Consider the following 25,403-nt stretch of genomic DNA (forward strand, 5'->3'; position numbering starts at 1 on the left):
GGTTCTCAGGTGCCTACGGGTCGAGTGAAGTGGTACGACGCGACCAAGGGATACGGTTTCGTCACCAGTGACGAGGGTGGCGACGTGTTCCTGCCGAAGACCGCGCTACCGGCCGGTGTCACCGAGCTCAAGGGCGGCCAGCGGATCGACTTCAGTGTGGTGGACAGCCGGCGGGGCACCCAGGCGATGGGCGTGAAGTTGCTGGAGGCGCCGCCGTCCGTGGCGGAGCTGCGCCGCCGGCCGGCCGAGGAGCTGCACGGCCTGGTGGAAGACATGATCAAGGTGCTGGAGGCGAAGGTCCAGCCCGACCTGCGCCGGGGCCGGTTCCCGGACCGCAAGGCCGCGCAGAAGATCGCTCAGCTGGTCCACGCGGTCGCCCGCGAGCTGGAGGCCTGAGGCACGAGCCCGGCGTCGGCGGCCCGGCCGAGCAACGCCTCGACGGCGGCGAACCCCGACCTCCCCAGGTCGGCGGTGTACTCGTTGACGTAGAGGCCGATGTGCCGGTCCACCACGTCGGGCTCCATCTCCTGAGCGTGCGTCAGCACGTACTCCCGGCTGGCCGCCGGGTCGGCCCAGGCCCGCTGGACCGAGTCCCGGATCCACCCGGCGGCCTGCTCCGGATCGACCGCGCCGCGCCGGGCCAGGATGGCGCCGAGCGGGATCGGCAGGCCGGTGTCGCTCTCCCACCACTCACCCAGGTCGACCAGGGCGGTCAGGCCGTGCCGTGGATAGGTGAACCGCGCCTCGTGGATCACCAGACCGGCGTCGTACCGTCCGGCGGCGACGCCGGGCATGATCTCGTGGAACGGCACCACCTCGATGCGCTGTGGCGCGCGGCCGGCCGCCCAGAGCCGGAAGAGCAGGTACGCGGTGGTCCGGTCGCCGGGCACCGCCACGGTCGCACCGCGCAGGTCGGTACGCTCCGGCCCGCCGGCGCGGTCGGTGCGGGTCAGCACCAGCGGCCCACACCCGCGCCCCAACGCACCTCCGCAGGGCAGCAGGTGGTAGTCGTCCAACAGCCAGGGCAGCGCCGCGTAACTCACCTTCACCAGGTCGTACGCGCCGCGCTCGGCGGCGGTGTTGGTCACGTCCACGTCGGCGTAGGTCACCTCCACCGGCGGCGCGCCGGGCACCTGCCCGTGCACCAGGGCGTGGAAGACGAACGTGTCGTTGGGGCAGGGCGAGATCGCCAGCGAGAGCGCCACACCCCCACCGTAACCCCGCCCACGGTGACCGCTGGCCGCGGCGTTGTCGTCGTCAGCCAGAGCACACCCCGCCGCGGCCCCTCCCCTCCCACGAAACCCGGTGGAGGAGCCCCGCCCTCATGCCGTGCGTTGGCGCGTTCGGTCCCCCGGGCTGATCGGGCTCGGCGACGCGCCACCGCCTCCACGCCGCCCGAGACCGGTCAGAGACGCTCCCTGTCGAGCTGAGAGCAGAGACGGATCGGGCCCCGGCCAGCGGAGGCTTAGGGTGGCCGGCAGCTTGCGGCGATGGCGCAGGCGGTTCAGCTCGACAGGGCAGGTGGGAGTTGCGGCGATGGCGTGGGCGGTTCAGCTCGACAGGCGGCCAACGTGAGACTGAGGGTCTTCGTCGTCCGATTTGCTGATCGAATTGGCGGTAGCTGGGGGTTGTCCACAGGTTTATCCACAGGTTTGTGTCCGGGGTTGAACGGGTGCGGCGTGGCCGGGAAGCATCGAAGGCATGGCGGATGGGACCGGTACTGGTGGCGTTTTTGACGATCTGGGCGCGATGCTTCGAGCGCTGCGCCGGGAGGCCGACCTGAGTCAGCGTCAGTTGGCCATGTTGTCCGGAGTGCCGCAGTCCACGGTGGCGCGCATCGAGTCGGGACGGGCCGCTGATCCTCGGTTCCGGACCGTTCAGCGGCTCGTTCGAGCGGCCGGCCGGGCAATGCGGCTGGGGACCGCCGGTGACCCTGATCCGACCTGCGATGGCCCGACCTGCGATGGCCCGACCTGCGATGGCCCGACCTGTTTCGGTGGCGCTATCCACGATGACACCCGGCGTGATGAGGCGGGGCGGCGCTATCCGGCGCACCTGGACGTGCGGAAGGTACGCACGTTGAAGGACTGGCCAGGCGCATGGTGGGCGCACTCGTATTCTCTGCGGCCCGATCGATGGCCGTTGCGGGTGCCCGAGGTGACGTACGACCTCGACCGTGGTCGTCGGGACGAGCGGCGGCTGCGGGAGCGGCTGCGGGACGCGGTGCGGATCCGCCGGGTCACCGACGGGGTGCCGGCGGGGTGCTGGCGCCTGGTGGCCGAACTGCCCGACGGAGAGCTGGTCGGCGAGCTGCGCGCACACGAGCGCAGCCTCGACCTGCTGTACGGCGAGGATCTGGGCGACCGTCGCGAGGTGGTGCTGGATGGCGTGGTGGTGGCGCCCAGACTGCGGCTGCTCGGCATCGGACGTCGGCTGGTGACCCGGCTCGCCGCGGAGACCCGCCGCGCGGGGCTGCCCGCCGTGCGTGCCACGGCCGAATTCGGCGGCATTCAGTTCCTGCTGGCCTGCGGGTACCGGATCGAATGGAACAGGCCCCAGGCACTTCGCCTGGAACATCACTGAGCGGCCGGGGTCAGCGCAGGGCGGTGGCGGCGGTGGTGAGGGCGGTGAGGGCCTCGCGCAGGCGCCAAGCGCCGCGGTCGCGCGGTCCGACCGGGTTCGAGATGGTCCGCAGCTCGGCGAAGGGCACCCCGGCGTGGCTCGCGGCGACGGCCACGCCGTACCCCTCCATGGCCTCGGCCACCGCGTCCGGGTGGCGTCGGCGCAACGCCTCGGTGCTGGGCGCGGTGCCGGTGACGGTGCTCACGGTCAGCACCGGCCCGACGGTGGCGTCCGGCAGCGCGGCACGCAGGGCGGCCAGCAGCCCCGGGTCGGCGGCGACGGCGGTGCCGCCGCCGAGCAGTTCGGGCGGCATGCCCAGTTCATCGACCGGGATGAAGCCGTTGGGCGACTCCGCACCCAGATCGGCGGCGACGGCGCAGGTGCCGAGCACGGTGCCGCCGACCGCCACCAGGCCCGGGAAACCACCGGCCACGCCCGCGCTGATCACCGCGCGGTACGGCCGGCCGGCCGCCTCGGCGAGCGCCAGCAGTCGGGCGGTGGCCGCACCGGCGACGGCGGGACCCACGCCCACCGGCATCACCGCCACGGTGGGGTCGGCGAGGCCGGCCTGGACCGCCTCCGCCTCGGCGGGGACCGCGGTGACCACGAGCAGGCCGGTCACGGGATCGGCCCGGGGGAACTGCGGGTCTCGTCGTCGCTGCCGCCGGAGCGGGTGGCCGCCGACGACGGCCGATAGATGTGGAAGCCCGGGGGCGCCAGGTCTGGTTCCTCCGGTGTCGAGTCGCCGTTGACGGGCGCGGGGGAGATGGGCGCCGATTCCGCCGCCTTGGCGGTCTCCCGATCCCGGGCGGCCTGGTCCACGGCCGCCTGCTCGTCGGCGGCCTGCTCGTCGGCGGCCTGTTCCGCCGTGGTCAGTTCGTCGTCGGTCAGCGGCCGTCCGCAGAGCCGCTCGGCCCGCAACCGCCGGGCCATCACCAGGCCCCGCGCGGCGGCGAGCACCCCGACCCCGGCCGCGACGGCGATGCCGATCCGACCGTTGAAGGGTACGAGCCCCAGCCCGCCGCCGGCCACGAAGGCGAGCATCAGCACCGTCTCCGAGTGGGCGAAGGAACTGGCCCGCAGTCGTTCCGGGATTCGTTCCTGGATCGACGCGTCCACGGCGAGTTTGGCGATCCCGCTCATCAGGGCCGCGACCACGCAGAACAGGGCAACCATCGGCAGCGAGAAGTTCAGCGCGGCGAACACCGCCACCCCGGCGACGATGACCAGACCACTGGCCTGCAGCGCGACCGGCCGGTGGATGCGCAGCCGGGTGCCGAGCGCGGTGGCCAGGAAGGTGCCGACGGCCAGCGCGGCACCGACCAGGCCCAACGCTCCCTCGTCACCCAGGTCGCGACCGAACACCACCGTGGTCAGGTCGCCCGCCTTGATGGTGAAGGCGAGAAAGAGCAGCAGGAAGCCGTAGACCGCCCGAAGCGTGGCCGCCCCGATCAGGGCCGAGATCACCAGCCGGCCGGCCGGGCGCCCCCGGCCCAACGGGCGTTCGCCGCCGCGTCGCCGCAGTGCCCGCAGTGGTCGCGGCACCCGCTCCGGCGGCTCGGAGTCGGCCTTCGGCGGCAGCCGCAGGGCGATCACCATGCCGATCAGGAAGATGATCGAGGCGACTCGCAGCGGCCACTGCGGCCCGAACCAGAACGCGGCCAGCCCGATCGGGGCGACCAGCGCTCCGGCGACCGTGCCGTAGACGCTGGCCCGCGCACCGACCTGGGACAGGCCGAGTCCTTCGGGCAACAGCCGGGGCACGGCGGCGGAGCGGGCCACGCCGTACGCCCGGGAGAGCGCCAGCACGCCGAAGGCCGCCGGATAGAGGCCGAAGCCGTGGATGTAGTCGGAGATCAACCAGGCCAGGAACGCTCGGCCCAGCATGGTCGTGGCCAGGGCGTACCGCCGGCCGTGCCGGAAGTGGTCGAGCAGTGGGCCGACCACCGGGGCGAGCATGGCGAACGGCACCATGGTCACCAGCAGGTAGAGCGCCACCTTGCTCCGGGCCTCGCCGAGCGGCACGTTGAAGAAGATCGTTCCAGCCAGGCCGATGGCGATCAGCGTGTCCCCGGCGCAGGAGACCGCGTGCAGGTCGAACAGGCGGACCATGCCGGTCTCGCCGCCGGCACCCCGGGCCCGGGCCCGGACCGCGCCGCGGGTCACCCAGCGGCCACCACTGAGCGAGCCGCGCAGCAGCAGTCGCGTGGCACGGATACCGGTGCCGATGGTCCGCCCGAGGAGGGACCGCTCGGAGCGGGAGAACAGCGGCATGGGACCCATCCTGACCCATCGGGCGGACAGATGGCGCGCCACCGCCCCAGAACACCTCTGGGGAGTGCCTCGCGGCCGACCCCACCGATGGGGAACAATGGTCTGGTGACCAGGCCCGCCTCCGCCCGTGCCGCTCGTCTCGACCAGGTCTGCGCCGCCGCCGTCGAGGTGGCACGTGCCGGCGTTACCGAGGTGGATCCCGACGACGTCGGCGACCACCTCCAGGTGATGGTCGAGGGTGATCGACTCGTAACGCACTACTTCGAGTGCCGGCTGGCCGGTTACCGGGGCTGGCGGTGGGCAGTCACCGTCACCCGGGTGCCGCGCAGCCGTAACGTGACGATCTGCGAGACCGTGCTGCTGCCGGGGCCGGACGCGCTGCTCGCGCCAGGCTGGCTGCCCTGGCAGGAGCGGCTCAAGCCGGGCGACCTCGGCCCGGGTGATCTGCTGCCGACGCCGCCGGACGACGAGCGGCTCCAGCCCGGCTACCTCCTCTCCGACGATCCGGCGGTCGAGGAGACCGCCTGGGAGTTGGGGCTCGGCCGGCCCCGCGTGCTGTCGCGGGAAGGGCGGATCGAGGCGGCCCAGCGCTGGTACGACGGAGACCACGGCCCGTCGGCCCCCATCTCGACTGCCGCGCCGGCCACTGCCCGCTGCGGCAGCTGCGGGTTCTATCTCCCGCTCGCGGGCAAGCTCCGGCAGTGCTTCGGAGTCTGCGGCAACTTCTACGCCCCGGACGACGGCCGGGTGGTCAGCGCCGACCACGGCTGCGGCGCCCACTCGGAGACGTTGGTCGAGACCGAGACGGCGGTGGACGAAATGCCCACCGTCTACGACGACAGCACGGTGGAGCCGATGTCGGTCAGCCACCCCTCGGGAGCGGTCGAGCCGGGCGAGCCGACGGAGTCGTACGACCACTCCTGACCTGCTTTCGGCGCTCGCCGCAGGGTGATGTCGGCAACAGTCAGCGGGCGGCGCGGCGGCGACGCCGGTGCGCGTCGTGCCGCATCATCACGGCGAGACCGGGAAAGCCCCACAGGAAACCGGCGAGGCAGATCCAGAGCCAGTTTTCGTTGCCACTGGCGGCCAACCGGTCGCGGAGGAGCAGTAGCACCAGGCCAACGACCGCCCAGGCCGCCATCCCGGCGAGCGCGAACGGCACCATCGGCGGATCGATCGGTTCGGGTCGCGGCGGCTGCTTCGGCACCCGGTCAGGGTACGTGATCGGCTTTGCCATACGCCCGTCATCTGCGACGATGCGCGCGACGACCTGATCTTTCGCTGCGAGGAACCCGATGGCAGTAGCGCCGCCCGAGAACGACACACCACCCGATCCGAGCCGGCCGGTGAGCCGCTTCGACCGGTACTTCGAGATCACCGCCCGAGGCTCGACGATGAGCCGCGAGGTACGCGGTGGCCTGGCGACCTTCTTCACGATGGCGTACATCGTGGTGCTCAACCCGCTCATCCTCGGCAGCGCCGTCGACGCCGACGGCAAGACCCTGCCGATCCCGGCGATCGCCGCGGCCACCGCCCTGATCGCCGGTCTGATGACCATCCTGATGGGCGCGGTCGGCCGGTTCCCGCTGGCGCTCGCCGCCGGCCTGGGCATCAACGCTCTGGTCGCGTACGAGATCGCACCGGAGATGACCTGGGCCGACGCGATGGGCCTGGTGGTCATCGAAGGCGTGATCATCGCGATCCTGGTGCTGACCGGCCTGCGTACCGCCGTGTTCCACTCGGTGCCGACCCAGATGAAGACGGCGATCGGCGTCGGTATCGGCCTCTTCCTGACCATCATCGGCCTGGTGGACGCGGGCTTCGTCCGGCGGCTCCCGGACGAGGCGAACACCACCGTTCCGCTCGGCCTGGGCATCGGGGGCAGGCTGGTCAGCTGGCCGACCCTGGTCTTCGTGCTGGGCCTGCTGCTGACCCTGGTGCTGGTGGTACGCCGGGTCAGGGGCGCGATCCTGCTCGGCATCCTCGCGTCGACCGTGGTGGCGATGGTGGTGGAGGCCCTCGGCAATGTCGGCCCGTCGTTCGTCAACGGCGTACCGAACCCGAAGGGCTGGTCGCTGAACGTACCGACCCTGCCGAGCAATCCGCTCGACATCCCGGACCTGTCGCTGCTCGGCAAGTTCAACGTGCTGGGGTCGTGGGAGCGGGCCGGCTGGCTGGTCGTGCTGATGTTCATCTTCACCCTGCTCATCACCGACTTCTTCGACACGATGGGCACCATGGTCGCGGTCGGCAGGGAGGGCGGCCTGCTCGACGAGCAGGGCACCCCGCCCCGGGCGAAGGAGATCCTGCTGGTCGACTCGATCGGCGCCGCCGCCGGCGGCGTGGGCAGCGTCTCCAGCAACACCTCGTTCGTCGAGAGTGCCGCCGGGGTCGCGGAGGGTGCTCGGACCGGGGTGGCCAACCTGGTCACGGGCGTGCTGTTCCTGCTGGCAATGTTCCTGGCACCGTTGGTGGTGATCGTGCCGTTCGAGGCGGCGTCGGTGGCGCTGGTGGTGGTCGGCTTCCTGATGATGACCGCGGTACGCGACATCGACTGGTCGGACTACGAGATCGCTATCCCGGCGTTCCTCACCATCGTGCTCATGCCGTTCACCTACTCCATCTCCAACGGCATCGGCGCGGGCCTGATCGTGTACGTGGTGGTCAAGGTGGCCAAGGGCAAGTCCCGTGAGGTCCACCCGCTGCTGTACGGGGTGGCGGCGCTCTTCGTGGTGTACTTCCTGCGTGGGCCGATCGAGGCGCTGCTGTTCTGATTCCAGGCCGGGCGCGCGGCTGCGTCCCCCACGCACCGCGCGCCCGCCGGACAGGCGGAACTCCAGCGTGATCATGGCCATATCGACTACCGCCGGACAGAAAATTAGTTAGGCTAACTATCGTGACGGAGCGGACGGTGACGGCTCAGAGCATGCCACCGGCGCAGCTGGCCCATCAGCTGCGTGATGCGATCACCCGGCTGAACCGGCGGGTCCGCCAGGCCCGACCGGTCGGTGACCTGACGGTCACCCAACTCTCCGCGCTCACCAGCATCCGGCTGGGGGGCGCGGTCACGCCCCGGGAACTCGCCGACGTCGAACGGGTGCAGCCACCGACGATGACCAGGATCGTCGCGAAGTTGGAGGAGCGCGGCCTCGTGCAGCGCAGCCCGCACCCGACCGACGGCCGGCAGGTCATCCTCGCGGTGACCGAGGGGGGCCGGACCGTGCTCGACCAGTTCGAGCGGGTCCGGGACGTATGGCTGGCCCATCGGCTGGCCGAGTTGAGCGATGCCGACCAGGAGACGCTGCACCACGCCGCGGAGATTCTCCAGCGGCTCTCCCGCGCCTGAGGCCGCACACCCGGTGTGCCCCGCGCCGCGCCGTCCGTCGTTGACGACGAGTACGACCGCGAGGAGGCGCACTCAGAGTGCAGGCACGGTTGAGCACGATGTTCCAGTCCCTACAGGTCCGAAACTACCGACTGTTCGCGTCCGGACAACTGATCAAGCTGATCGGTGTCTGGATGATGTTCATCGCCCAGGACTGGCTGGTTCTCGAGCTTTCCGACAACTCGGCCACGGCGCTCGGGGTGGTCATCGCCCTCCAGTTCACCCCCGTCCTGCTGCTCACGCTGCTCTCCGGCCGGCTCGCCGACCGGTACGACAAGCGGATGCTCCTCTTCGTCGCCAACGCCTTCTGGACCGTGCTGTCGCTGGCGATGAGCGTGCTGGTGCTCACCGACCTGGTCCAGCTCTGGCACGTTTTCCTCTTCGCCGCCCTGCTCGGCGTGGCCAACGCGGTGGAAACGCCGGTGCGCCAGGCGTTCGTCTCCGAACTGGTCGGCATGCGGCTGCTGCCCAACGCGCTGTCGCTCAACGCGGCCGTGTTCAACTCGGCCCGGATCGTCGGCCCGGCCGTCGCCGGTCTCGCCATCGCCGCCCTGGACGTCGGGCCGGTCTTCCTGGTCACCGCGATCAGCTCGATCGGGCCCCTGGTGATGGTGGTCCGGATGCGCCCGGCCGAGCTGCACCGGGAGCCGCTGCCGCCGCGCGAGGAGCGGGCCTCGGCGACGGTGCTGGACGGGCTGCGCTACGTCGGTCGCCGTCCCGACCTGCTGCTGCCGATGGTGGTGATGTCGGTGATCGGGATGTCGCTGTTCAACTTCCAGCTCACCCTGGCGGCGCTCGCCAAGACGGTGTTCAACACCGGTGCCGCCTCGTTCGGCCTGTTCAGTACCACCCTCGCGGTCGGCGCGCTGATCGGTGCCCTGGCCGGCACCGGGCGGCGTAGCCGCCCCTCGGTCTGGCTCGTGCTCGGAGCGGCGATCGGCTGCGCCGTGTTCGGCACGCTCGTCGGGCTCGCGCCCGCGTACTGGATGGTCGTGGCGCTGCTGCCGCCGACCGGCTTCTTCACGGTCTACTTCGCCCAGGCGGCCAACCAGCGGGTTCAACTCGGCACCGACGCCGCGTTCCGGGGGCGGGTGATGGCGCTGTGGGTGCTGGTGTTCCTGGGGACCAATCCGGTCGGCGCCCCGATCATCGGCTGGGTTGCGGAGACCTACGGCGCCGGCGTCAGCATCTGGGCCGGCGGGCTGCTCTCCCTGGCCACCGCACTGCTCGCACTGGCCTGGCAGCTTCGCCGCGACGGCGCCCGAGTGCGATTCCGCGTTCTGCCGATGCCCCGCTTCTACGTCACCCAGCTCTGAGCACACCGGGACGGCCGGGTGGCCCGGTTCGGGAAAATCGGTTACGTCACGGTGAGTTGCGGCATAGCTTCGGTGAGTGGAGGTCGTACGCTTGCTGCTGCTCGCCCTGGCGCTGGCCGCCGTGGTTCTGCTGCCCGTGCTGATCGCGCTCCTGCTCTGCGCGGACGAGGTGATCGACCGCTTCACCTGCGGATACGCCCACTGGCGGGAGCGCCGCCTGATCTCGCGGCTGAATCGAGCGGTGGACGCGGACAAGATCGCCGGACGGGTCGACCTCGCCGCGCTCGACCGGGCCGACCGTCGTCCGCTGGAACGAATCGCCGCCGACCTGCGGTGCCTGCGCCGGGATCGGATCGGCGGCACCGGGCCGGCGGCGGTCTGGCACAGCGGCGTCCTCGACGCATACGACGATCGGCTCCGGCTGGCCTGCCGGGCGCTGGGCATCACCGAGTACCTGGCCGAGTTGGCCGGCGTCGATCGGCAGCTCGAACGGGTCCGGGTCGAGGGCGAGTTGGACGCCGCCGGTCTGCGACTGCCGGCGAACCGCCCCGGGCAACACGAGCGCCACGCCTGACTGGCATCCTGGATCTGGTGCGACTCTTCACCGCTGTCTACCCGCCGACCGAGGCGGTCGAACACCTCACCGCCCAGGTGGCCGGGCTACGGCTCGGCGCCGCGGCGGCCGCCGGGACGAACGTACGCCTGGTCGACCCGGCCCAGGCCCATCTCACCCTCGCCTTCCTCGGTGAGGTCGACCCCGCGCGGTTGACCGCGGTACGGCAGGCCCTCGAACTCGTGGCCGACGCCATGCGCGGCAACGACGGGACGGGCGACGCTCCGCTGGTGCTGCGGCTGGGCGGCGGTGGCCGGTTCGGCTGGGGGCGGGACACCGTGCTCTGGGCCGACGTACGCGGTGACGTCGCCCGCCTGGTGGCACTGGCCGGCGCCGTCCGGGCCGGACTGGCCGCGATCGGGGTGGCCGGTGACGACAAGCCGTTCCGGCCTCACCTGACCATCGCCCGTCCCGGCGACCGGATGCCGCACGCCGACATCGAGGCGGACCTGGCCGCGCTCGACGGCTATCTCGGTCCGCCCTGGGTGGCCGGCGAACTGGTGCTGGTGCAGAGCCGACCCGGCCCGAGCTACCAGCCCTTCGCCGCCTGGCCGATCTGAACCCACGAACCCACCGTCAGCCGGCGGGGACGACCAGGCCGCTCTCGTACGCTGCCACCACCAGTTGGGCCCGGTCCCGCGCGTGCAGTTTGGTCAGCAACCGGCCGACGTGGGTCTTGACAGTGGCCATGCTCAAGCACAACTGCTCGGCGATCTCCGTGTTGGACAGCCCTCGCCCGATCAGGGTGAGTACCTCGCGCTCCCGTTGGGTGACCCCGTCCAGCGTGGAGAGCGGGGATCGTCCCGGGCGAGGACGGCGGGTGAACTCGGCGATCAGCCGCCGGGTCACGGTCGGGGCGAGCAGCGCCTCACCGGCGGAGACCACCCGGATCGCGGCGATCAGGTCCATCGGCGCGGTGTCCTTGAGCAGGAAGCCGCTCGCCCCGGCCCGCAACGCGCCGTAGACGTACTCGTCGAGGTCGAACATGGTCAGGATGAGCACCCGGGTTGCGGCGGTCTCCGCCGACTCGCAGATGTGCCGGGTGGCCTCGATGCCGTCCATCCGGGGCATCCGGACATCCATCAGGACGACGTCCGGCCGTTCCCGCCGAGCCGCGGCGACCGCCTCGGCGCCGGTGCCGGCCTCACCGACCGTGGTCAACCCCTCGGTGTGGTCGACCAACAGCCGGAAGCTCGCCCGCAGCAGCGCCTGATCGTCGGCGACGAGCACCCGTACGGCGGTCATCCGGTCCGCCCGAGCGGCAGGGTGGCCCGGACGGTCCAACCGCCCGCGTCGTCCGGGCCGGCACGGAACTGTCCCTGATAGAGGGCCACCCGTTCACGCATGCCCACCAGGCCCTGACCGCATCGCGCCGGTGATCGGGCCGGCCGCCCTCCGTCGTCGTGCACCTCGACGCGTACCTCGTTCGGGGCGAGCGCCACGTCGACCCGGCACCGCGCCGGACCGGCGTGCTTCACGACGTTGGTCAGCGACTCCTGCACGATTCGAAACACCGACAGCCCGACGCCCTCCGGCGGCGTACCGGTGCCGTGCACGGCAAACTCCACCGGGACCCCCGCCGATCGGGTCCGTTCGACCAGGGCCGGCAGATCGGCCAGGCCGGGCACGGGTTCGAGATCAGGCTCGGGACGTAGGGTGCCGAGAACCCGACGTAGCTCGACCAGCGCGGCCCGGCTGGTGGATTCGATCACCCGCAGCGATTCCTGCGCCTGCTGCGGGTGCTGCTCGGCAACGTGGTTTGCGACCGCCGCCTGCACCGCGATCAGGCCCATCCCGTGCGCGGCGATGTCGTGCACCTCCCGGGCGATTCGCAGCCGCTCGTCCTGCACCGCCTGCTCGGTCACCCGTTCCGCGGCCCGCCGGGCCCAGGCGCGTCGCTCCCGCACGGCCCAGCCGATCGCCCAGGCGGCACCGAGCACCAGCGCGACGAACACCCCGCCCAGCACGCCGTACGACTCACCGCCCGTGGACGGCGAGCCCAGACCGAACGGCGACTGGGCCACCGACAACACAGCGACCGTGATCACCCCGAGGCAGCAGGCGAGGGCCGCAGCGGACCGGCGGGTCGACTCGGCCACAGCGACCGAGTAGAGCACGGCTCCCACCGCGACCAGCGGCGCCGCCACCGCGTAGTCGGGGATGATCCCGGTGGCCAGGGCGAACGCCGCCACGACGAGCACCACGGCAGTGGCGATCCACGGACGGTACCGGCGCAGTATCACCGACGCGCCGAGGGCCAGCCCGGTCAGCGCCGACTGCCAGGGCGGCTCGTGCAGCCCGCCAACCGTCGGGGCCGGGGCTTCCATGGCCGCGTACCAGCCGAGTGCGGCGACCGCGGCGGCCAGCAACACGTCGGCCAGGAACGGGCCGGCCCGGCTGAGCCAGCGCATCCACGGCGGCGGCGCTACGGCGGTCATGCGATCGAGAGTAGTTTCCCGGCCGCCGGGCGCGCGTCAGACCAGGGTCGGACGTTCCTGGGTCGGAAACCGGCCGTCGACTCCACCCGGGGTACGAGTCCGAAGTGTCCATCCCGGCCTGACGCTTTCTCGGCCCGTGACGGCGATCGTGGCAGCCATGACGACAGCCACGGTTTCCCTCCGCGACCTGCGGATGGTGTACGGCACCGGAGCACGCCGGGTGTGTGCCCTGGACGGGGTCACGACAGACTTCCCGCCGGCCACCTTCACCGCGATCATGGGCCCGTCCGGTTCCGGCAAATCCACCCTGCTGCACTGCGCGGCCGGGCTGGACCGCCCGACCGGAGGCCGGGTCACGATCGCCGGCACCGACCTGGGCGGCCTGGACGAGTCGAGCCTGACCCGGCTGCGCCGGGACCGGATCGGGTTCGTGTTCCAGGAGTTCAACCTGGTCTCCTCGCTGACCGCCGCGCAGAACGTGGCGCTGCCGGCCCGACTGGCCGGGCGTCGGCCGAGTGCCGGGGAGGTCGCCGCCGCGCTCGCCGAGGTCGGCCTCGCCGACCGGGCCGGGCACCGGCCGAGCGAGCTTTCCGGCGGCCAGCAGCAGCGGGTGGCGATCGCCCGGGCGCTGTTCAACCGGCCGGCCGTCCTGTTCGCCGACGAACCGACCGGCGCTTTGGACAGCCGCTCCTCCCGGCAGGTGCTTGAGCTGCTGCGTACCGTCGTCGACGAGCACGGGCAGACCGTCGTCATGGTCACCCACGACCCGTTGGCCGCGGTGACGGCCGACGAGATCGTGGTGCTCGCCGATGGCCGGCTGGTCGACCGGCTCACCGAGGCGAGCGCCGAGTCGATCATCAGCCGGCTGGCCACGCTGGAGCCGACGTGCTGACCCGGGAACGGCTCGGCGCACTCGTGCCGGTGCTGCTCGGCACCGCGATCGTCACGGCCAGCCTGCTGCTCTTCGCCTCCGGCGCGCCCCGCGTGCCGGACCGCTTCGCCGGGACGGCGGTGGTGGTCCGTAGCCCCGAGGTGAGCACTCCCGCCATACCCTTCCCCGAGCCCCGCCCCTGGTCCGGACCGGAGGCCGCCGAGCTGGTCCGGCAGCTGGCAGCGGTGGACGGGGTGACGGCGGTGGTGCCCGAGCACACTTTCTACGCCCAGCCGGTGCTCGACGGGCGTGCGGCTCCCGGGCCGACCGAGGGACAGGGCTGGGCGAGCGTCGCGCTGGCCCCGTACCGGCTCGTCGCGGGTGCTCCGCCCGTGCGGGACCGGGAGGTGGTTGTCGACCGGGCGCTGGGCGTACCGGTCGGGGGCGAACTCACCGTGCTGATCGCGACCGGCCCGGCGAGCTGGACCGTCACCGGCCTGGTCGACGCCGAAGCGCTCTATGTCTCGGACGCCGCCGCCCGCCGACTCGCCCCCGGGGTACGCGCGATCGGCCTGCTCGGACAGCCGGACGTCGACGCGGTGGCCGACACCGTGGGTGCTGCCGGCAGCGTCCTGGCCGGAGCGGAACGGGGTGCCCTCGAACCCCGAGCCGACGCCCGCACCCGGTGGATCGGTATGCAGGTGCTCACCGGAATGTCCGCGCTGGCCGCCTTCGCCTGCATCTTCGTGGTCGGTGCCACCTTCGCCTTCACGGTCAACCAGCGGCGGCGGGAACTCGGGCTGCTCCGCGCGGTCGGTGCGACACCACGCCAGGTACGCCGGACGGTGTACCGGGAGGCGCTGATCGTCGGAGTGCCGGCCGCGCTGGGCGGAGTACTGCTCGGCGCAGCGGTCGCGGTGCCGGTCGGTGCCCTACTGGTCGACGCCGGATTCCAACCGCTCGGCTTCGAGGTCAGGTGGCGGCTCTGGCCACTGCTGGCGGGGCTCACGGTGGGACCGGTCGTGGCGCTGCTCGGCGCGGGCGTCGCGGCCCGTCGGGCCGGACGAGTCCGGCCGATCGAGGCGTTGCGCGCGGCCGAGGTGGAGCAGCGTCCGATGACCCGTACCCGTTGGGTGGCCGGACTGGCGGCGGCAGTCGGCGCGGGCGTAGCTGGGCTGACCGCGCTGACCACCGACGACCTGGCCGATCTGTCGGCGGTCGCGTTGCTCGGCACGATGGCCCTGGTCGTGGCGGCGGCGCTGCTGGCACCGGCGGTGGTGCCCGCCCTGGTCCGAGTGCTCGGTCGAGCCCTGCCCGGGGTGCTCGGCGAAGTGGTCCGGGGCAGCGCCGCGACAGCGGTCCGCCGCACCGCCTCGACGGCGGCACCGGTGCTGCTCACCGTGGCCTTCGCGGTCTTCATCTTCGGCAATGTGCAGACCACCACCGGTGCGTACGCCGCCGCCCGGGAGGCGTCCGTGCGGGCCGGTGCGGTGCTGATCCCCGACGGCACCCCGGGGCTGACCGACGCGGCGGTGACCAGTGCGGCGGGAGCGGCGCTGCTGAGCACCGAGGCGTACGTGGCCGACACGGTGATCACCGCGATCGGCACCGATCCGGCGTCACTCGGCTCGGTGGCGGCCCGGATGTCGGTGCTGTCCGGCTCCACTTCCGCCCTGTCCGAGCCGGACACGGTGGCGGTCGCGCACGCCACGGCGGACCGTTTCGGCTGGTCGATTGGGGACACCGTGCGGGTGATCTTCGCCGACGGCCAGCCGGTCGGGCTGCGGGTGGTGGCCGTGGTCGCTGACGGTGGCTTCCCCGGCGACCTGCTGCTGGACCGGGCCCTGCTCCGACAACGGAACCCGTCCGTGCTCGCCGCCGCGGTGCTGCTGACCGGGCCGCCGCCGGGCCGGACGCCACCCGGGGCGGAGTTGGTGGACGTCGCCACGTACGCGGCTCGTGCCGACGCCGAGGAGGACCGACTGGTGTGGCTGGCGACGCTGCTCATGGTCGGCGTATCCGCCGGATACGGCGCGTTGGCGGTGGCCAGCACGTTGGCGCTGGCCACCGTGACCCGGACCCGGGACCTGCGGCTGCTGCGACTGGCCGGCGCGACCCGCCGTCAGGTGTTGCTGTCCGTGGCGGCCGAGTCGGCGCTGGTGGTGGCGATCGGCGCGCTGCTCGGCGGGGTAGCGGCGTTGCTCGCACTGCTCGGCTCGGTGGGCGCACTGGCCGAGCAGGCCGGCGCGCCCGTCGACCTGGTCGTGCCCTGGCCCGCCGCTGCTGCAGTCGTCACCCTCTGCCTGGCCCTGGCAATCCTCGCCAGCACCCTCCCCGCCCAATCCCTGACCTCCCGCTGACCCCCCACCCCGCGCTCCCCACCCCGCGCTCCCCACCCCGCGCTCCCCACCCCGCGCCGATCTTGCACTTTCGGTCGCCGATAAGCCCCTGTAAGGGGCTTTTGCCCCGACAGAAAGTGCAAGATCGCGGTCTTCGGGACGCCTCGCAGGCGTGAAGACCGGCAGCGGCTCACCCCCCGTCGCCCGTCCCACTGGCCAGATCACTCCCAGCGGGCAATCTTGGACATTTCCTGCCCCCAGAGGGGCCTCCCGAGTCCAAGATCTACTGCAGCGGGGGTGGTTTTCGGGGGATATATCGGGCGAGGTGGTTCGGTCTGCCGCTGAGGTCGGCGGCGGGGCAGTGCGCGGGGTGGGGCAGGGCGCGGCGGAGTAGGGGCGCGCTGGCGGGGTGGGGTTGGCCTTTGGTGCTCCGCTGCGCGAAGCGGCCCTAATCGGGAGGAAGTAGGTCTGCTTCCGAGTTAGGAGGACTCGCGGGCGGCGGGGCCGCTGCCGAAGAGGACGTCGTCCCAGCTGGGCAGCCGCTTGCGCGGCTTGCCGGAGGCGTCGGAGGTCTCCGTCGTGGCCGCGCCCTGCCGACGCGGTCGGAGCACGGCCAGCGAGGGTACGGCCGGAACCTCCTTCGGCGCGTCGGAGTCGTCGTCGAACGCCGAGCCCTGACCACCGCCGAGCAGCGCGGCGGCCCCGCCACTGACGGCCCGCTGCCGGGGCGAGTCCGACCCGGCCAGCGCGGCCGGCGAACGGGGCTCGAGACCGCGACCAGAGGTCGAGCCGAGCGGCCGGTCGAGCGAGGCGAGCAGGGCATCCCGGCCGGCCCGGATCGGGTCACGGCCCGGCCGGCCCGGATCGGCGGGCGCCGGCAAACCGTGCCCGCCCCGGCTCGGCTCGCCGCGCGACGGGGTGGGCAGGGCGTGGCCGCCCCGCTCCGGCGCCGGCTCCTGGCCCAGGATCGGGATCGGGCGCTCGGCGCAGAGGTACTGTGCCATGTCGTCGTGCGGGGTCACCGACTGGCGGGTCTTGTCGAGATCCCAGACCGCCTGTGCGGTGGCCTTGCCCGACGGCCAGGTGGCGACGATCCGCCAGGTGCCGTCCTCGCGGCGCCACGCGTCCCAGGAGATCTTCTCGGTGTCGATCCCGTGCTGGGCGAGCCGGCCGTTGACCACCTCGGCGAGCGGCGTCGGCTTCTCGGCGCCCTTCAGTCGGGTGCGGCGGGCGTGCTGGGCGAGCATCGCCCGCTCCTGAAGCACCGGCCCGGCGTAGCGGAGCACCCGGTCGACCGGAACGCCCGCGATGCGGGCCACGTCCTCGGCGGACTCACCGGCGCGGATCCGGGCCTGGATGTCCCGTGGGGACAGCGACGGCACCGGATCGGCGGCAGAAGCCACCGCGAGCGTGGGCGCGCCCGGCTCGGCGTGCAGTGCTCCGGCGATACGCTCGTCGATGGGCAGGGCGAGCAGCCGCCCGACCTCGTCGGCGAGCACCAGGGCCTGGCCGTCCTCGGAGAGGGCGACGAAGCGTACTGGGCGCATCGCGTTGCCTCCGTCCCGCTTCGCTGGCCGTACGCCACGAGCCGGCCACCCGGGCGTTGCGTACCACCGTACGCCCATTCGGGTCCAGGTGGGAGACGCCACGCCCGGGCGGGCGGGCCGATTCGCCGCTGCTCCGCCGCTGTCCGACGGCTCAGCTGGGCCCGACCGCCCGGCGTGAGTGGCCGGGCTCGTGACGGTCGTCGTGGACCGGTTACAGTCGCTCGACGACGTGGTCGATGGATGCCGTCAGCGCCTCCACGTCGGCGGGCTCGACGGCCGGGAAGAGCGCGATCCGCAGCTGGTTGCGGCCCAGCTTGCGGTACGGCTCGGTGTCCACGATGCCGTTGGCGCGCAGCGCCTTGGCGATCGCGGTGGCGTCCACCCCGTCGGCGAAGTCGATGGTGGCGACCACGTTGGAGCGCAGCGCCGGGTCGGTGACGAAGGGCGTGGCGACGGCGGAGCGCTCGGCCCAGCCGTACACGATCGCGGCGCTCTCGGCCGTGCGCTTGGCCGCCCAGGCCAGCCCGCCCTGCGAGTTCATCCAGTCGGTCTGCTCGGCGGCGAGGAAGATGGTGGCCAGCGCCGGGGTGTTGTACGTCTGCTCCAGCCGCGAGTTGTCGATCGCGGTGACCAGGTCGAGGAAGGCCGGGATGTACCGGCCCGACGCCTTGACCTCGGTGGCCCGCGCCAGCGCGGCCGGCGACATCAGGGCCAGCCAGAGCCCACCGTCGGAGCCGAAGCACTTCTGCGGGGCGAAGTAGTAGACGTCGGTCTCGCCGACGTTGACCTCCAGCCCGCCCGCGCCGGAGGTGGCGTCGACCAGCAGCAGCGAGTCGGGGTCGGCCCCGGCGACGCGGCCGATCGGCACCGCCACGCCGGTCGAGGTCTCGTTGTGCGGGGTGGCGTAGACGTCCACGCCGGCCTCGGCGACCAGGGTCGGCGCGCTGCCCGCGTCCGACTTGCGGATCGTCGGCTCGCCGAGGAACGGCGCGTCCTTGACGGCCTTGGCGAACTTCGCGCCGAACTCGCCGAAGTTGGCGAACTGGGCCCGGTCGCGGATCAGGCCGAACGTGGCGACCTCCCAGAACGCGGTGGTGCCACCGTTGCCGATGATCACCTCGTAGCCCTCGGGGAGGGAGAAGAACTCGGCGATGCCGGCGCGCAACCGAGCCACCTGGTCGCGGACGGTCTTCTGCCGGTGCGAGGTGCCCAGGTAGCTGGTCGCCACCTCGGCGAGCGCGGAGACCGCGGCCGGACGGACCTTGGACGGCCCGCAGCCGAAGCGGCCGTCGGCGGGCTTGATCTCGTCGGGAATCCGAATGGTCGGTGCGTCAGCCACGATCTTGAAGATCCTTCCGAATGGGCGAGGGTGGACCCGGTCACGCCGGTGCGGATCGCCATGCGTGGCGCGCACGGCTCGGTCGAAATCCGGGCCCCGGTCCGGCGACACTGCCGATCCTCATCCTCGCACCAGCGGTGCCCTGACCGGCCGCTGGTCCCACGCGGAACCATGAGGTATCCGCCACAGCCGCACCTTCCCCGCGCCCCGGGCACGCCGCTGACCGGATGCCGGCACCAAGCCGGGCGGGGCCGAGTGTCAAGAAGGGCACCTTTCTCTACCTGAGGCGTTAAAAGGTGCCCTTCCTTACACGTCAGGCGCTGTGGGGGAGGCTGTCCCAGCCGTCAACCTCCTGCGGCTTGCGAGGGCTCGGGCCGACGTAGCGGGCGGAGGGGCGGACGAGGCGCTTGAGCTTCTTCTGCTCCAGGATGTGCGCGCTCCAACCGCCCATCCGCGCGCAGGTGAACATCGAGGTGAACATGTGCGCCGGCACCTCGGCGAAGTCGAGCACCACGGCGGACCAGAACTCGACGTTGGTGGCGAGCACCCGGTCCGGGCGGCGGGCCTGCAACTCGGTCAGGGCGGCCTTCTCCAGCGCCTCGGCGATTTCGAACCGCGGCGCGCCCAACTCCTTGGCCGTGCGGCGGAGCACCCGGGCGCGCGGGTCCTCGGCCCGGTACACCCGGTGGCCGAAGCCCATCAGCCGCTCACCCCGGTCGAGCACGCCCTTGACGTAGCTCTCGGCGTCGCCGCTGCGCTCGACCGCCTCCAGCATGCTCAGCACCCGCGACGGAGCACCGCCGTGCAGCGGGCCGGAGAGCGCGCCGATGCCGGAGGAGATGCAGGCTGCGGCGTCCGCGCCGGTGGAGGCGACGATCCGCGCGGTGAAGGTGGAGGCGTTGAGGCCGTGCTCGGCCGCCGAGATGAAGTACGCGTCCACGGCCTTGACGTGCCGCGGGTCGGGCTCGCCGCGCCACCGCTTCATGAAGCGCTCGACCACCGTCGAGGCCTTGTCGATCTCCTTCTGCGGCACCGCCGGCAGCCCGAGACCGCGGGCGGACTGGGCGACGAAGGAGAGCGCGGTGACCGACACCCGGGCCAGGTCCTCGCGGGCCCGCTCGTCGGAGATGTCCAGCATCTGCTGCAATCCCCAGTACGGCGCGAGCATCGCCACGGCGGACTGCACGTCGACCCGGATGTCGCCGGAGTGCACGGGCACCGGGAACGGTTCGGCCGGCGGCAGGCCGGGGCCGAACCGGCCGTCGACCAGCAGAGCCCAGACGTTGCCGAAGGAGACCTGGCCGATCAGGTCCTCGATGTCGACCCCGCGGTAGCGCAGCGCGCCACCCTCGCGGTCGGGCTCGGCGATCTTGGTTTCGAACGCTACGACGCCCTCAAGTCCGGGTTTGAAATCGGCCATCTCACTACTCCTGGTGTGTCGTCGGTGCGCCCGCCCGGGCTCGGTGTCCCGGCCCCGGCCGGGTGAGCGCCTTAGGCGACCCTCAGGGATGTGTTCGTGACATCTTGCCCGCTGGTGATCGGGTATGCGAGATGCCGTCGATGTGCTGCACACGACATCCCCGGACGTGTGGGTCGCCGCCCGTTCGGCAAGACTGGACCGTACATGCAGGTCGGGCCGGTACCGGCCCGGTGCGCCGGGGAGGGCACGTGACGGGGGACACACCGCGGCCAGCGGGGATGCGCCATGAGTACGCCGCCGAGTCCGGGCTGATCGAGGCCGACCTGGCGGGTGACTGGCACACCCAGTTCGACCGCTGGTTCGCCGAGGCGGTGGCCGCCGGGCTGCCCGAGCCGAACGCCATGGTGGTGGGCACCGCCGACGTCGCCGGGTGGCCGAGCGCGCGGACCGTGCTGCTCAAGGGGTACGACCCGGACGGCTTCGTCTTCTTCACCAACTACCGGTCCCGCAAGGGGGTCGAGGCCCTCGCCAACCCGCACGCCAGCCTGGTCTTCCCCTGGTTCCCGATGCACCGGCAGGTGATCGTCGCCGGCTCGGTGCAGCCGGTCGGGCGGACGGAGACCGAGGCGTACTTCGCCAGCCGACCGCGTGGCTCCCAACTGGGCGCGTGGGCCAGTGCCCAGTCGGCGGTGCTGCCGGACCGGGTCGCGCTGGACGACGCCTACCGTGCGGCGGCGGAGCGGTTCGCCGACGTGGATCCGATCCCCGCCCCCGAGCACTGGGGTGGGCTGCGGGTACGGCCCGAGTCGGTCGAGTTCTGGCAGGGCCGGGCCAGCCGGCTGCACGACCGGCTGTGCTTCCGCCGTACCGACGGTGGCTGGGTCGTCCAGCGGCTGGCTCCGTGACCGCGACCGAGACCACCCGGCCGCGCGAGCAGCGCCGCTGGGCGATCGACCTGCGTCCGCTGCGGGTGCCGGCGTACCGGCGGCTGTGGCTCGGCAACGGCATCGCGATGTTCGGCTTCCAGTTCACCGCGGTCGCCGTACCGGTGGAGATGTACGCGCTGACGCAGGACTCGCTCTGGGTGGGGCTGCTCGGCGTCGCCGCTTTCGTACCGCTGCTGGTTTTCGGGTTGTGGGGCGGCGCGGTGGCCGACGCCGTCGACCGGCGCCGGGTGCTGCTGGGCAGCTCGGTGCTGCTCTGGGTCTCCGTGCTGGGGCTGCTGGCGCAGGCCCTGCTGGGCGTCGGCAGCCCGGTGCTGCTGCTGGCCCTGGTGGCGCTGAGTTCGGTCTCGTTCGCGATCGGCGGTCCGGCCCGCGGCGCGCTCGTCGGCCGGCTGGTTCCGGCCGAGCTGGTCCCCGCCGCCACCACGCTGAACTTCACCACGGCGATGGCCACCGCGGTCCTCGGTCCGCTGGCCGCCGGCCTGATCCTCGCCGCCTTCGAGCTCGGGGTCGCGCTGCCGGTCGCGTACGGGCTGGACGCCACGCTGCTGGTGGCCCTGGTCTGGGCGGCGGTCCGGCTGCCCGCCATGCCGCCCGAGCCGGACCCGGACGGCGGGCCCCGGCAGGCCGGGCTGCGCAGCATCGTCGACGGCGTCCGCTACCTGGCCGGCGCGCCGGTGCTGCTGCTCTCCTTCGCGATCGACCTGATCGCGATGGTGTTCGCCTACCCCCGGGCGCTCTTTCCCGAGGTGGCGGCCGAGCGGTTCGGCGGCGGCGCGGCGGTGGGCTGGTTGTACAGCTCGATCGCGATCGGTTCGCTGCTCGCCGGGCTGCTGTCCGGCTGGATCGGCCGGGTCCGTCGGCAGGGGCTGGTGCTGGTGCTGGCCGTCGTCGGGTGGGGCATCGCGGTGGCACTGGCCGGGCTGGCTCGACACCTCTGGCTGGTCGTCGCGCTGCTGGTGCTGGCCGGCGCAGCCGACCTGATCAGCTCGGTGGTACGGCAGTCGATGCTGATCGTCTACGCGCCGGACCGGATGCGCGGGCGGCTCCAGGGGGTCAACACGGTCGTGGTGGCCGGCGGGCCGCGCCTGGGCGACCTACGGGCCGGCGTCATGGGGGCTGGCCTCGGCAGCGGGGTGGCCTGGGTCGGTGGCGGCCTGGCGGCCGCGGCGCTCGCGGTGCTGCTCGCGGTGGCGTTCCCGACGCTGGCCCGCTACCGCGCGCAGATCGGGCCGAGCGGGGAGAACGTTTCCGTCGATCGCCGACCGCGGCGAGCGGACGGCGACCCTGCCGGCTAGGGTCTGGCGACATGGAAACCCGCGAGCCGCGTCCCCTGTCCGGGGCACAGTGGACCATTTCCGCCGCCGGTCACGAGGCGGTCATCGTCGAGGTGGGTGGCGGACTGCGCGCCTACCGGCAGGACGGCGTCGAGCACCTCGACGGGTACGCCACCGACGAGATGTGCCCTGGTTCGGCCGGTCAGGTGCTGGCGCCCTGGCCGAACCGGATCCGCGACGGCGTCTACACCTTCGGCGGGCGGTCGCTACAGCTCAACATCACCGAGCCGGAGCGGAACACCGCCCTGCACGGCCTGGTGAACTGGGCGTCGTGGCAGCTGATCGAGCAGCGGCCGGACGAGATCACGGTCGGCTACGACCTGCTGCCGCAGCCGGGTTACCCGTGGCCGTTGCGGCTGCGTACCCGGTGGAGCGTGGCAGCGGAGGGGCTGCGGGGCGAGCACGAGGTGACGAACGTCGGCGTCGAGCCGGCGCCGTTCGGCTTCTCCGTGCACCCGTACCTGCGCCTGCCCGGAGTGGCGGTGGAGGACATCGCGCTGCGGGTACCCGCCCAGACCCTGATGGTGGTGGACAGCCGGCTGTTGCCGGTTGGCGTGACCCGGGTCGCCGGCACCGAGTACGACTACACCGAGCCGCGGCGCATCGGCGACGCGGTGCTGGACCACGCCTTCGGGCAGGTGGTGCGGGACGCCGACGAGGGCTCGGCGGTGACCCTCACCGGCCCGGACGGCACGGGCGGGCTGCGGATCTGGGCCGACGCGCAGTTCGGCTGGTGGCAGGTCTACACCGGTGACACGTTGCCCGGTGAGCGGTTCCGCCGGTCGGTCGCGGTGGAGCCGATGACCTGCCCGCCGGACGCGTTCCGCTCCGGCCGGGATGTGATCGTCCTGGCGCCGGGCGACACCTGGCGTGGCGTCTGGGGCATCCGGCCCGGCAGTTGAGCGGCCGAGTGCCGGCTCGGGCGACGGGTCGGGGCCTGCCGGGGGCGAGTGAGGAGCAGAGCGTGGAGTTCGCGGAGGTCGTACGGCGGCGCCGGATGGTGCGCAACTACGACCCGGACCGCGCGGTCCCGCCGGAGGTGGTCCAGCGGTTGTTGGAGCACGCGGTGCGGGCCCCGTCGGCGGGTTTCTCCCAGGGCTGGGGGTTCCTCGTGCTGGAGGAGCCGGCGGACCGGGAACGCTTCTGGGCGGCCAGCACCCCGGAGGGCGGCGGGAGGGAGCGCTGGCTGGCCGGAATGCGCCGGGCCCCACTGATCGTGGTGCCGCACGCGAACCGCTCGGTCTACCTTGAGCGCTACGCGGAACCGGACAAGGGCTGGGCGGACCGGTCGACGGAGCACTGGCCGGTGCCGTACTGGTACATCGACACCGGCTTCGCCGCGCTGCTGATGATGCTGACCGCGGTCGACGAGGGGCTCGGCTCGTGCTTCTTCGGCATCCCGCCGCAGCGGCTGGAGTCCTACCGCGCGGCGTTCGGCGTGCCGGAGGCGTACGATCCGATCGGCGCGCTCACGATCGGTTACCGTGCGCCCGACCACCGGTCACCATCGCTGCGTCGGGGACGCCGTCCGGTGGAAGAGGTTGTCCGACGAGGGCGATGGAGCTGACCCGAAGCGGCGGTTTTGTCCGGATGTAACCGGACGGCGGGAGCGAAACTGGCATCAGGGAGCAGAACGTGGGGTGCGGGGTGCGGCTACGCTGGCAAGGTCATCGGTGCTGCGGGTCGCGGTGCCGTGCCGCGACCCGGCCCGGTGTCGCGGCTCGTCCCGGCCAGGGGGAGGGGAGCGTGCCGTCGTGATCTTCAGAGCGGTCCGGGACGGGCGTCCCTACCCGGAACACAATCTGACCCTCAAGCAGTGGGCGGAGATCCCACCCCGCCCGCTGCGCCTGGACCAACTCATCACCACCAAGCGTGAGCTGGCGCTGGACAAGCTCCTCGCCGAGGACTCCACCTTCTACGGCGACCTCTTCCCGCACGTGGTGCAGTGGAACGGCGGCCTCTACCTGGAGGACGGCCTGCACCGCGCGCTGCGCGCCGCGCTGCAACAGCGCAACCAGATCCACGCCCGGGTGCTCGCGCTCGCCGGGCCGGTCGAGTGAGTTCGGCGAGCTCGGACTGTACCTGCGGAAACGCGTAGCCGTGCTACTCGGCGAGCGGCTGTCGTACCGAGGGCTTACCGTCATCAACAGACAACGCGTCTGACGAGGACGGTGAGGGCGATGGCACGCGACGGCGGCATCAACGAGCCCACCAGCGCATATCCCGAGGTTGATTCACATCCGGGCGGGTCGGATGGCCCGCCCCCGTCGTCGGGCGGCGGCGCGGTGCGCGCCCTGCTCTGGATGCTCGGCGCGGCGGCGCTGGCGGTGGTGCTGCTGTTCGGCGTGCAGGCCGCCGGGATCCTGCCGGAGTTCCGCAACCCGTTCGCCAAGGAACAGACCGATCGCAGTCAGCCCGCGCTGCTGGAGTCGATGCGGGATCTCAGCCGCTACGTGGCCGCCGAGGGCAACTTCCAGGTCGTGATCGACCTGCAGAACGACCGACGCCACGTGCCGGACTGGCTGCTCAACCAGCGGACGCTCTTCGTCGGCGCGGGCAGCGTGGAGGCGTACGTCGACTTCGGCACGCTCGCCGAGGGGGCGGTCGTGCCGTCGGCGGACGGCAGATCCGTCGAGATCAAGCTGCCCGCGCCGCAGCTCGCCGAGACCAACCTCGACCTGGACAAGAGCTACGTCTTCGCGGAGGAACGTGGCCTGCTCAACCGGGTCGGTGACCTGATCGGCGGCGACCCGAACCGGCAGCAGCAGGTCTACCGACTGGCCGAGGACCGGATCACCGCCGCCGCCCGGGAGAGCGGGCTGGCCGCGCGGGCCGAGGAGAACACCCGCAAGATGCTCGAAGGGCTGCTCGGCTCCCTCGGCTACGAGCGGGTGACCGTCACGTACGTCGCGCCCTGACCCGGTCCCGGCCGGTGCGCCCGACGCATCGGCGCGCCCG

25 protein-coding genes are annotated in these 25,403 nt (G+C 72.4%); 16 read left to right on the plus strand and 9 right to left on the minus strand.

Translation table 11 applies throughout. The features are described 5' to 3' along the window. Positions 1 to 9 precede the first annotated feature (9 nt). Positions 10 to 396, plus strand: a complete 387-nt coding sequence (locus tag IEY61_RS08695) for a cold-shock protein (RefSeq protein WP_189042332.1) — start codon at positions 10 to 12, stop codon at positions 394 to 396. Here the strand turns inward: IEY61_RS08695 and IEY61_RS08700 are convergent. Further along, positions 357 to 1,205: a 1,4-dihydroxy-6-naphtoate synthase gene (locus IEY61_RS08700; RefSeq protein ID WP_189042334.1), complete on the minus strand. Its 849-nt coding sequence runs from the start codon at positions 1,203 to 1,205 to the stop codon at positions 357 to 359. The two genes, IEY61_RS08695 and IEY61_RS08700, sit on opposite strands and share 40 nt — an antisense overlap. Before the next feature lie 544 nt (positions 1,206 to 1,749). On the opposite strand from IEY61_RS08700, the gene IEY61_RS32345 reads away from it, so the two are divergent. Next, positions 1,750 to 2,583: a GNAT family N-acetyltransferase gene (locus IEY61_RS32345; protein ID WP_189042512.1), complete on the plus strand. Its 834-nt coding sequence runs from the start codon at positions 1,750 to 1,752 to the stop codon at positions 2,581 to 2,583. A gap of 10 nt (positions 2,584 to 2,593) precedes the next feature. Here the strand turns inward: IEY61_RS32345 and IEY61_RS08710 are convergent, their stop codons facing one another. After that, a complete protein-coding gene (locus IEY61_RS08710) occupies positions 2,594 to 3,244 on the minus strand; it encodes a futalosine hydrolase (RefSeq protein ID WP_189042336.1) in 651 nt (216 codons plus the stop codon). Next, a complete protein-coding gene (locus tag IEY61_RS08715; protein ID WP_189042338.1) occupies positions 3,241 to 4,896 on the minus strand; it encodes an MFS transporter in 1,656 nt (551 codons plus the stop codon). Before IEY61_RS08715 ends, IEY61_RS08710 begins: the two co-directional genes overlap by 4 nt. Before the next feature lie 87 nt (positions 4,897 to 4,983). On the opposite strand from IEY61_RS08715, the gene IEY61_RS08720 reads away from it, so the two are divergent. Continuing rightward, positions 4,984 to 5,820 (plus strand): DUF3027 domain-containing protein, encoded by an 837-nt coding sequence (locus IEY61_RS08720; RefSeq protein WP_189042340.1) that lies wholly within the window; start codon positions 4,984 to 4,986, stop codon positions 5,818 to 5,820. Between the two features lie 40 nt (positions 5,821 to 5,860). On the opposite strand, the gene IEY61_RS08725 is transcribed toward IEY61_RS08720, so the two are convergent. Continuing rightward, positions 5,861 to 6,133, minus strand: a complete 273-nt coding sequence (locus IEY61_RS08725; protein ID WP_189042513.1) for a DUF2530 domain-containing protein — start codon at positions 6,131 to 6,133, stop codon at positions 5,861 to 5,863. Between the two features lie 58 nt (positions 6,134 to 6,191). On the opposite strand from IEY61_RS08725, the gene IEY61_RS08730 reads away from it, so the two are divergent. The 5 genes from IEY61_RS08730 to thpR all read left to right on the plus strand — a co-directional run bounded on the left by IEY61_RS08730 (position 6,192) and on the right by thpR (position 10,770). After that, entirely contained in the window at positions 6,192 to 7,670 is a 1,479-nt protein-coding gene (locus tag IEY61_RS08730) for an NCS2 family permease (RefSeq protein ID WP_189042342.1), read from the plus strand. 122 nt (positions 7,671 to 7,792) lie between these two features. Then, positions 7,793 to 8,242, plus strand: a complete 450-nt coding sequence (locus IEY61_RS08735) for a MarR family winged helix-turn-helix transcriptional regulator (protein ID WP_189042344.1) — start codon at positions 7,793 to 7,795, stop codon at positions 8,240 to 8,242. Positions 8,243 to 8,319: 77 nt separating this feature from the next. Further along, entirely contained in the window at positions 8,320 to 9,597 is a 1,278-nt protein-coding gene (locus IEY61_RS08740; protein WP_189042346.1) for an MFS transporter, read from the plus strand. A 76-nt stretch (positions 9,598 to 9,673) separates the two neighbouring features. Beyond that, positions 9,674 to 10,171 carry a hypothetical protein gene (locus tag IEY61_RS08745; RefSeq protein ID WP_189042348.1) on the plus strand — a complete coding sequence of 166 codons (498 nt, stop codon included), beginning with the start codon at positions 9,674 to 9,676 and terminating at the stop codon, positions 10,169 to 10,171. A gap of 17 nt (positions 10,172 to 10,188) precedes the next feature. Continuing rightward, positions 10,189 to 10,770: an RNA 2',3'-cyclic phosphodiesterase gene (thpR, locus tag IEY61_RS08750; protein WP_189042350.1), complete on the plus strand. Its 582-nt coding sequence runs from the start codon at positions 10,189 to 10,191 to the stop codon at positions 10,768 to 10,770. A gap of 16 nt (positions 10,771 to 10,786) precedes the next feature. Here thpR and IEY61_RS08755 read toward each other — a convergent pair whose 3' ends face one another. Both IEY61_RS08755 and IEY61_RS08760 read right to left on the minus strand, forming a co-directional pair. After that, positions 10,787 to 11,455, minus strand: coding sequence for a response regulator (locus tag IEY61_RS08755; protein WP_189042352.1), 669 nt, complete (start codon positions 11,453 to 11,455; stop codon positions 10,787 to 10,789). Continuing rightward, positions 11,452 to 12,648: a sensor histidine kinase gene (locus IEY61_RS08760; RefSeq protein WP_229705767.1), complete on the minus strand. Its 1,197-nt coding sequence runs from the start codon at positions 12,646 to 12,648 to the stop codon at positions 11,452 to 11,454. The genes IEY61_RS08755 and IEY61_RS08760 overlap by 4 nt, the downstream gene beginning before the upstream one ends. A gap of 157 nt (positions 12,649 to 12,805) precedes the next feature. Between IEY61_RS08760 and IEY61_RS08765 the strand changes: the two genes are divergently transcribed. Both IEY61_RS08765 and IEY61_RS08770 read left to right on the plus strand, forming a co-directional pair. Beyond that, positions 12,806 to 13,540 carry an ABC transporter ATP-binding protein gene (locus IEY61_RS08765; RefSeq protein WP_189042354.1) on the plus strand — a complete coding sequence of 245 codons (735 nt, stop codon included), beginning with the start codon at positions 12,806 to 12,808 and terminating at the stop codon, positions 13,538 to 13,540. Then, entirely contained in the window at positions 13,534 to 15,879 is a 2,346-nt protein-coding gene (locus IEY61_RS08770) for an ABC transporter permease (protein ID WP_189042356.1), read from the plus strand. The genes IEY61_RS08765 and IEY61_RS08770 overlap by 7 nt, the downstream gene beginning before the upstream one ends. 458 nt (positions 15,880 to 16,337) lie before the next feature. On the opposite strand, the gene sepH is transcribed toward IEY61_RS08770, so the two are convergent. The 3 genes from sepH to IEY61_RS08785 form a co-directional block, all read right to left on the minus strand. Next, positions 16,338 to 17,405 carry a septation protein SepH gene (sepH, locus tag IEY61_RS08775; RefSeq protein WP_189042358.1) on the minus strand — a complete coding sequence of 356 codons (1,068 nt, stop codon included), beginning with the start codon at positions 17,403 to 17,405 and terminating at the stop codon, positions 16,338 to 16,340. Between the two features lie 211 nt (positions 17,406 to 17,616). Next, positions 17,617 to 18,744, minus strand: a complete 1,128-nt coding sequence (serC, locus tag IEY61_RS08780) for a phosphoserine transaminase (protein ID WP_189042360.1) — start codon at positions 18,742 to 18,744, stop codon at positions 17,617 to 17,619. A gap of 313 nt (positions 18,745 to 19,057) precedes the next feature. After that, the gene (locus tag IEY61_RS08785) at positions 19,058 to 20,164 is read right to left on the minus strand and encodes a citrate synthase 2 (RefSeq protein WP_189042362.1); all 1,107 of its coding nucleotides are present in this window, start codon (positions 20,162 to 20,164) and stop codon (positions 19,058 to 19,060) included. Between the two features lie 278 nt (positions 20,165 to 20,442). Between IEY61_RS08785 and pdxH the strand changes: the two genes are divergently transcribed. From pdxH to IEY61_RS08815, 6 genes are all read left to right on the plus strand, one after another. Further along, on the plus strand, positions 20,443 to 21,069 hold the full coding sequence (pdxH, locus tag IEY61_RS08790) for a pyridoxamine 5'-phosphate oxidase (RefSeq protein WP_189042515.1): 627 nt from the start codon (positions 20,443 to 20,445) through the stop codon (positions 21,067 to 21,069). Then, positions 21,066 to 22,406, plus strand: a complete 1,341-nt coding sequence (locus tag IEY61_RS08795; RefSeq protein ID WP_189042364.1) for an MFS transporter — start codon at positions 21,066 to 21,068, stop codon at positions 22,404 to 22,406. The genes pdxH and IEY61_RS08795 overlap by 4 nt, the downstream gene beginning before the upstream one ends. Before the next feature lie 11 nt (positions 22,407 to 22,417). Continuing rightward, positions 22,418 to 23,347: an aldose 1-epimerase family protein gene (locus tag IEY61_RS08800; RefSeq protein ID WP_189042366.1), complete on the plus strand. Its 930-nt coding sequence runs from the start codon at positions 22,418 to 22,420 to the stop codon at positions 23,345 to 23,347. A 62-nt stretch (positions 23,348 to 23,409) separates the two neighbouring features. After that, entirely contained in the window at positions 23,410 to 24,012 is a 603-nt protein-coding gene (locus tag IEY61_RS08805) for a nitroreductase family protein (RefSeq protein WP_189042368.1), read from the plus strand. Positions 24,013 to 24,199: 187 nt separating this feature from the next. Beyond that, entirely contained in the window at positions 24,200 to 24,505 is a 306-nt protein-coding gene (locus IEY61_RS08810; RefSeq protein WP_189042370.1) for a type II toxin-antitoxin system VapB family antitoxin, read from the plus strand. A gap of 120 nt (positions 24,506 to 24,625) precedes the next feature. Then, positions 24,626 to 25,363 (plus strand): DUF4230 domain-containing protein, encoded by a 738-nt coding sequence (locus IEY61_RS08815; protein ID WP_189042371.1) that lies wholly within the window; start codon positions 24,626 to 24,628, stop codon positions 25,361 to 25,363. The last annotated feature ends 40 nt before the right edge of the window (positions 25,364 to 25,403 follow it).

The sequence above is a fragment of the Micromonospora sonchi genome, assembly GCF_014646235.1.
In the GTDB taxonomy this organism is placed as follows: Bacteria; Actinomycetota; Actinomycetes; order Mycobacteriales; family Micromonosporaceae; genus Micromonospora; species Micromonospora sonchi.

Coding starts and splice junctions, on each gene's coding strand:
- IEY61_RS32345 (WP_189042512.1), top strand. CDS start 1,750: ATGCTTCGAGCGCTGCGCCGGGAGGCCGACCTGAGTCAGCGTCAGTTG.
- IEY61_RS08760 (WP_229705767.1), bottom strand. CDS start 12,648: ATGACCGCCGTAGCGCCGCCGCCGTGGATGCGCTGGCTCAGCCGGGCC.
- sepH (WP_189042358.1), bottom strand. CDS start 17,405: ATGCGCCCAGTACGCTTCGTCGCCCTCTCCGAGGACGGCCAGGCCCTG.
- IEY61_RS08815 (WP_189042371.1), top strand. CDS start 24,626: ATGGCACGCGACGGCGGCATCAACGAGCCCACCAGCGCATATCCCGAG.
- IEY61_RS08725 (WP_189042513.1), bottom strand. CDS start 6,133: ATGGCAAAGCCGATCACGTACCCTGACCGGGTGCCGAAGCAGCCGCCG.
- IEY61_RS08765 (WP_189042354.1), top strand. CDS start 12,806: ATGACGACAGCCACGGTTTCCCTCCGCGACCTGCGGATGGTGTACGGC.
- IEY61_RS08720 (WP_189042340.1), top strand. CDS start 4,984: ATGGGGAACAATGGTCTGGTGACCAGGCCCGCCTCCGCCCGTGCCGCT.
- IEY61_RS08730 (WP_189042342.1), top strand. CDS start 6,192: ATGGCAGTAGCGCCGCCCGAGAACGACACACCACCCGATCCGAGCCGG.
- IEY61_RS08715 (WP_189042338.1), bottom strand. CDS start 4,896: ATGCCGCTGTTCTCCCGCTCCGAGCGGTCCCTCCTCGGGCGGACCATC.
- IEY61_RS08755 (WP_189042352.1), bottom strand. CDS start 11,455: ATGACCGCCGTACGGGTGCTCGTCGCCGACGATCAGGCGCTGCTGCGG.
- IEY61_RS08800 (WP_189042366.1), top strand. CDS start 22,418: ATGGAAACCCGCGAGCCGCGTCCCCTGTCCGGGGCACAGTGGACCATT.
- IEY61_RS08785 (WP_189042362.1), bottom strand. CDS start 20,164: ATGGCCGATTTCAAACCCGGACTTGAGGGCGTCGTAGCGTTCGAAACC.
- pdxH (WP_189042515.1), top strand. CDS start 20,443: ATGCGCCATGAGTACGCCGCCGAGTCCGGGCTGATCGAGGCCGACCTG.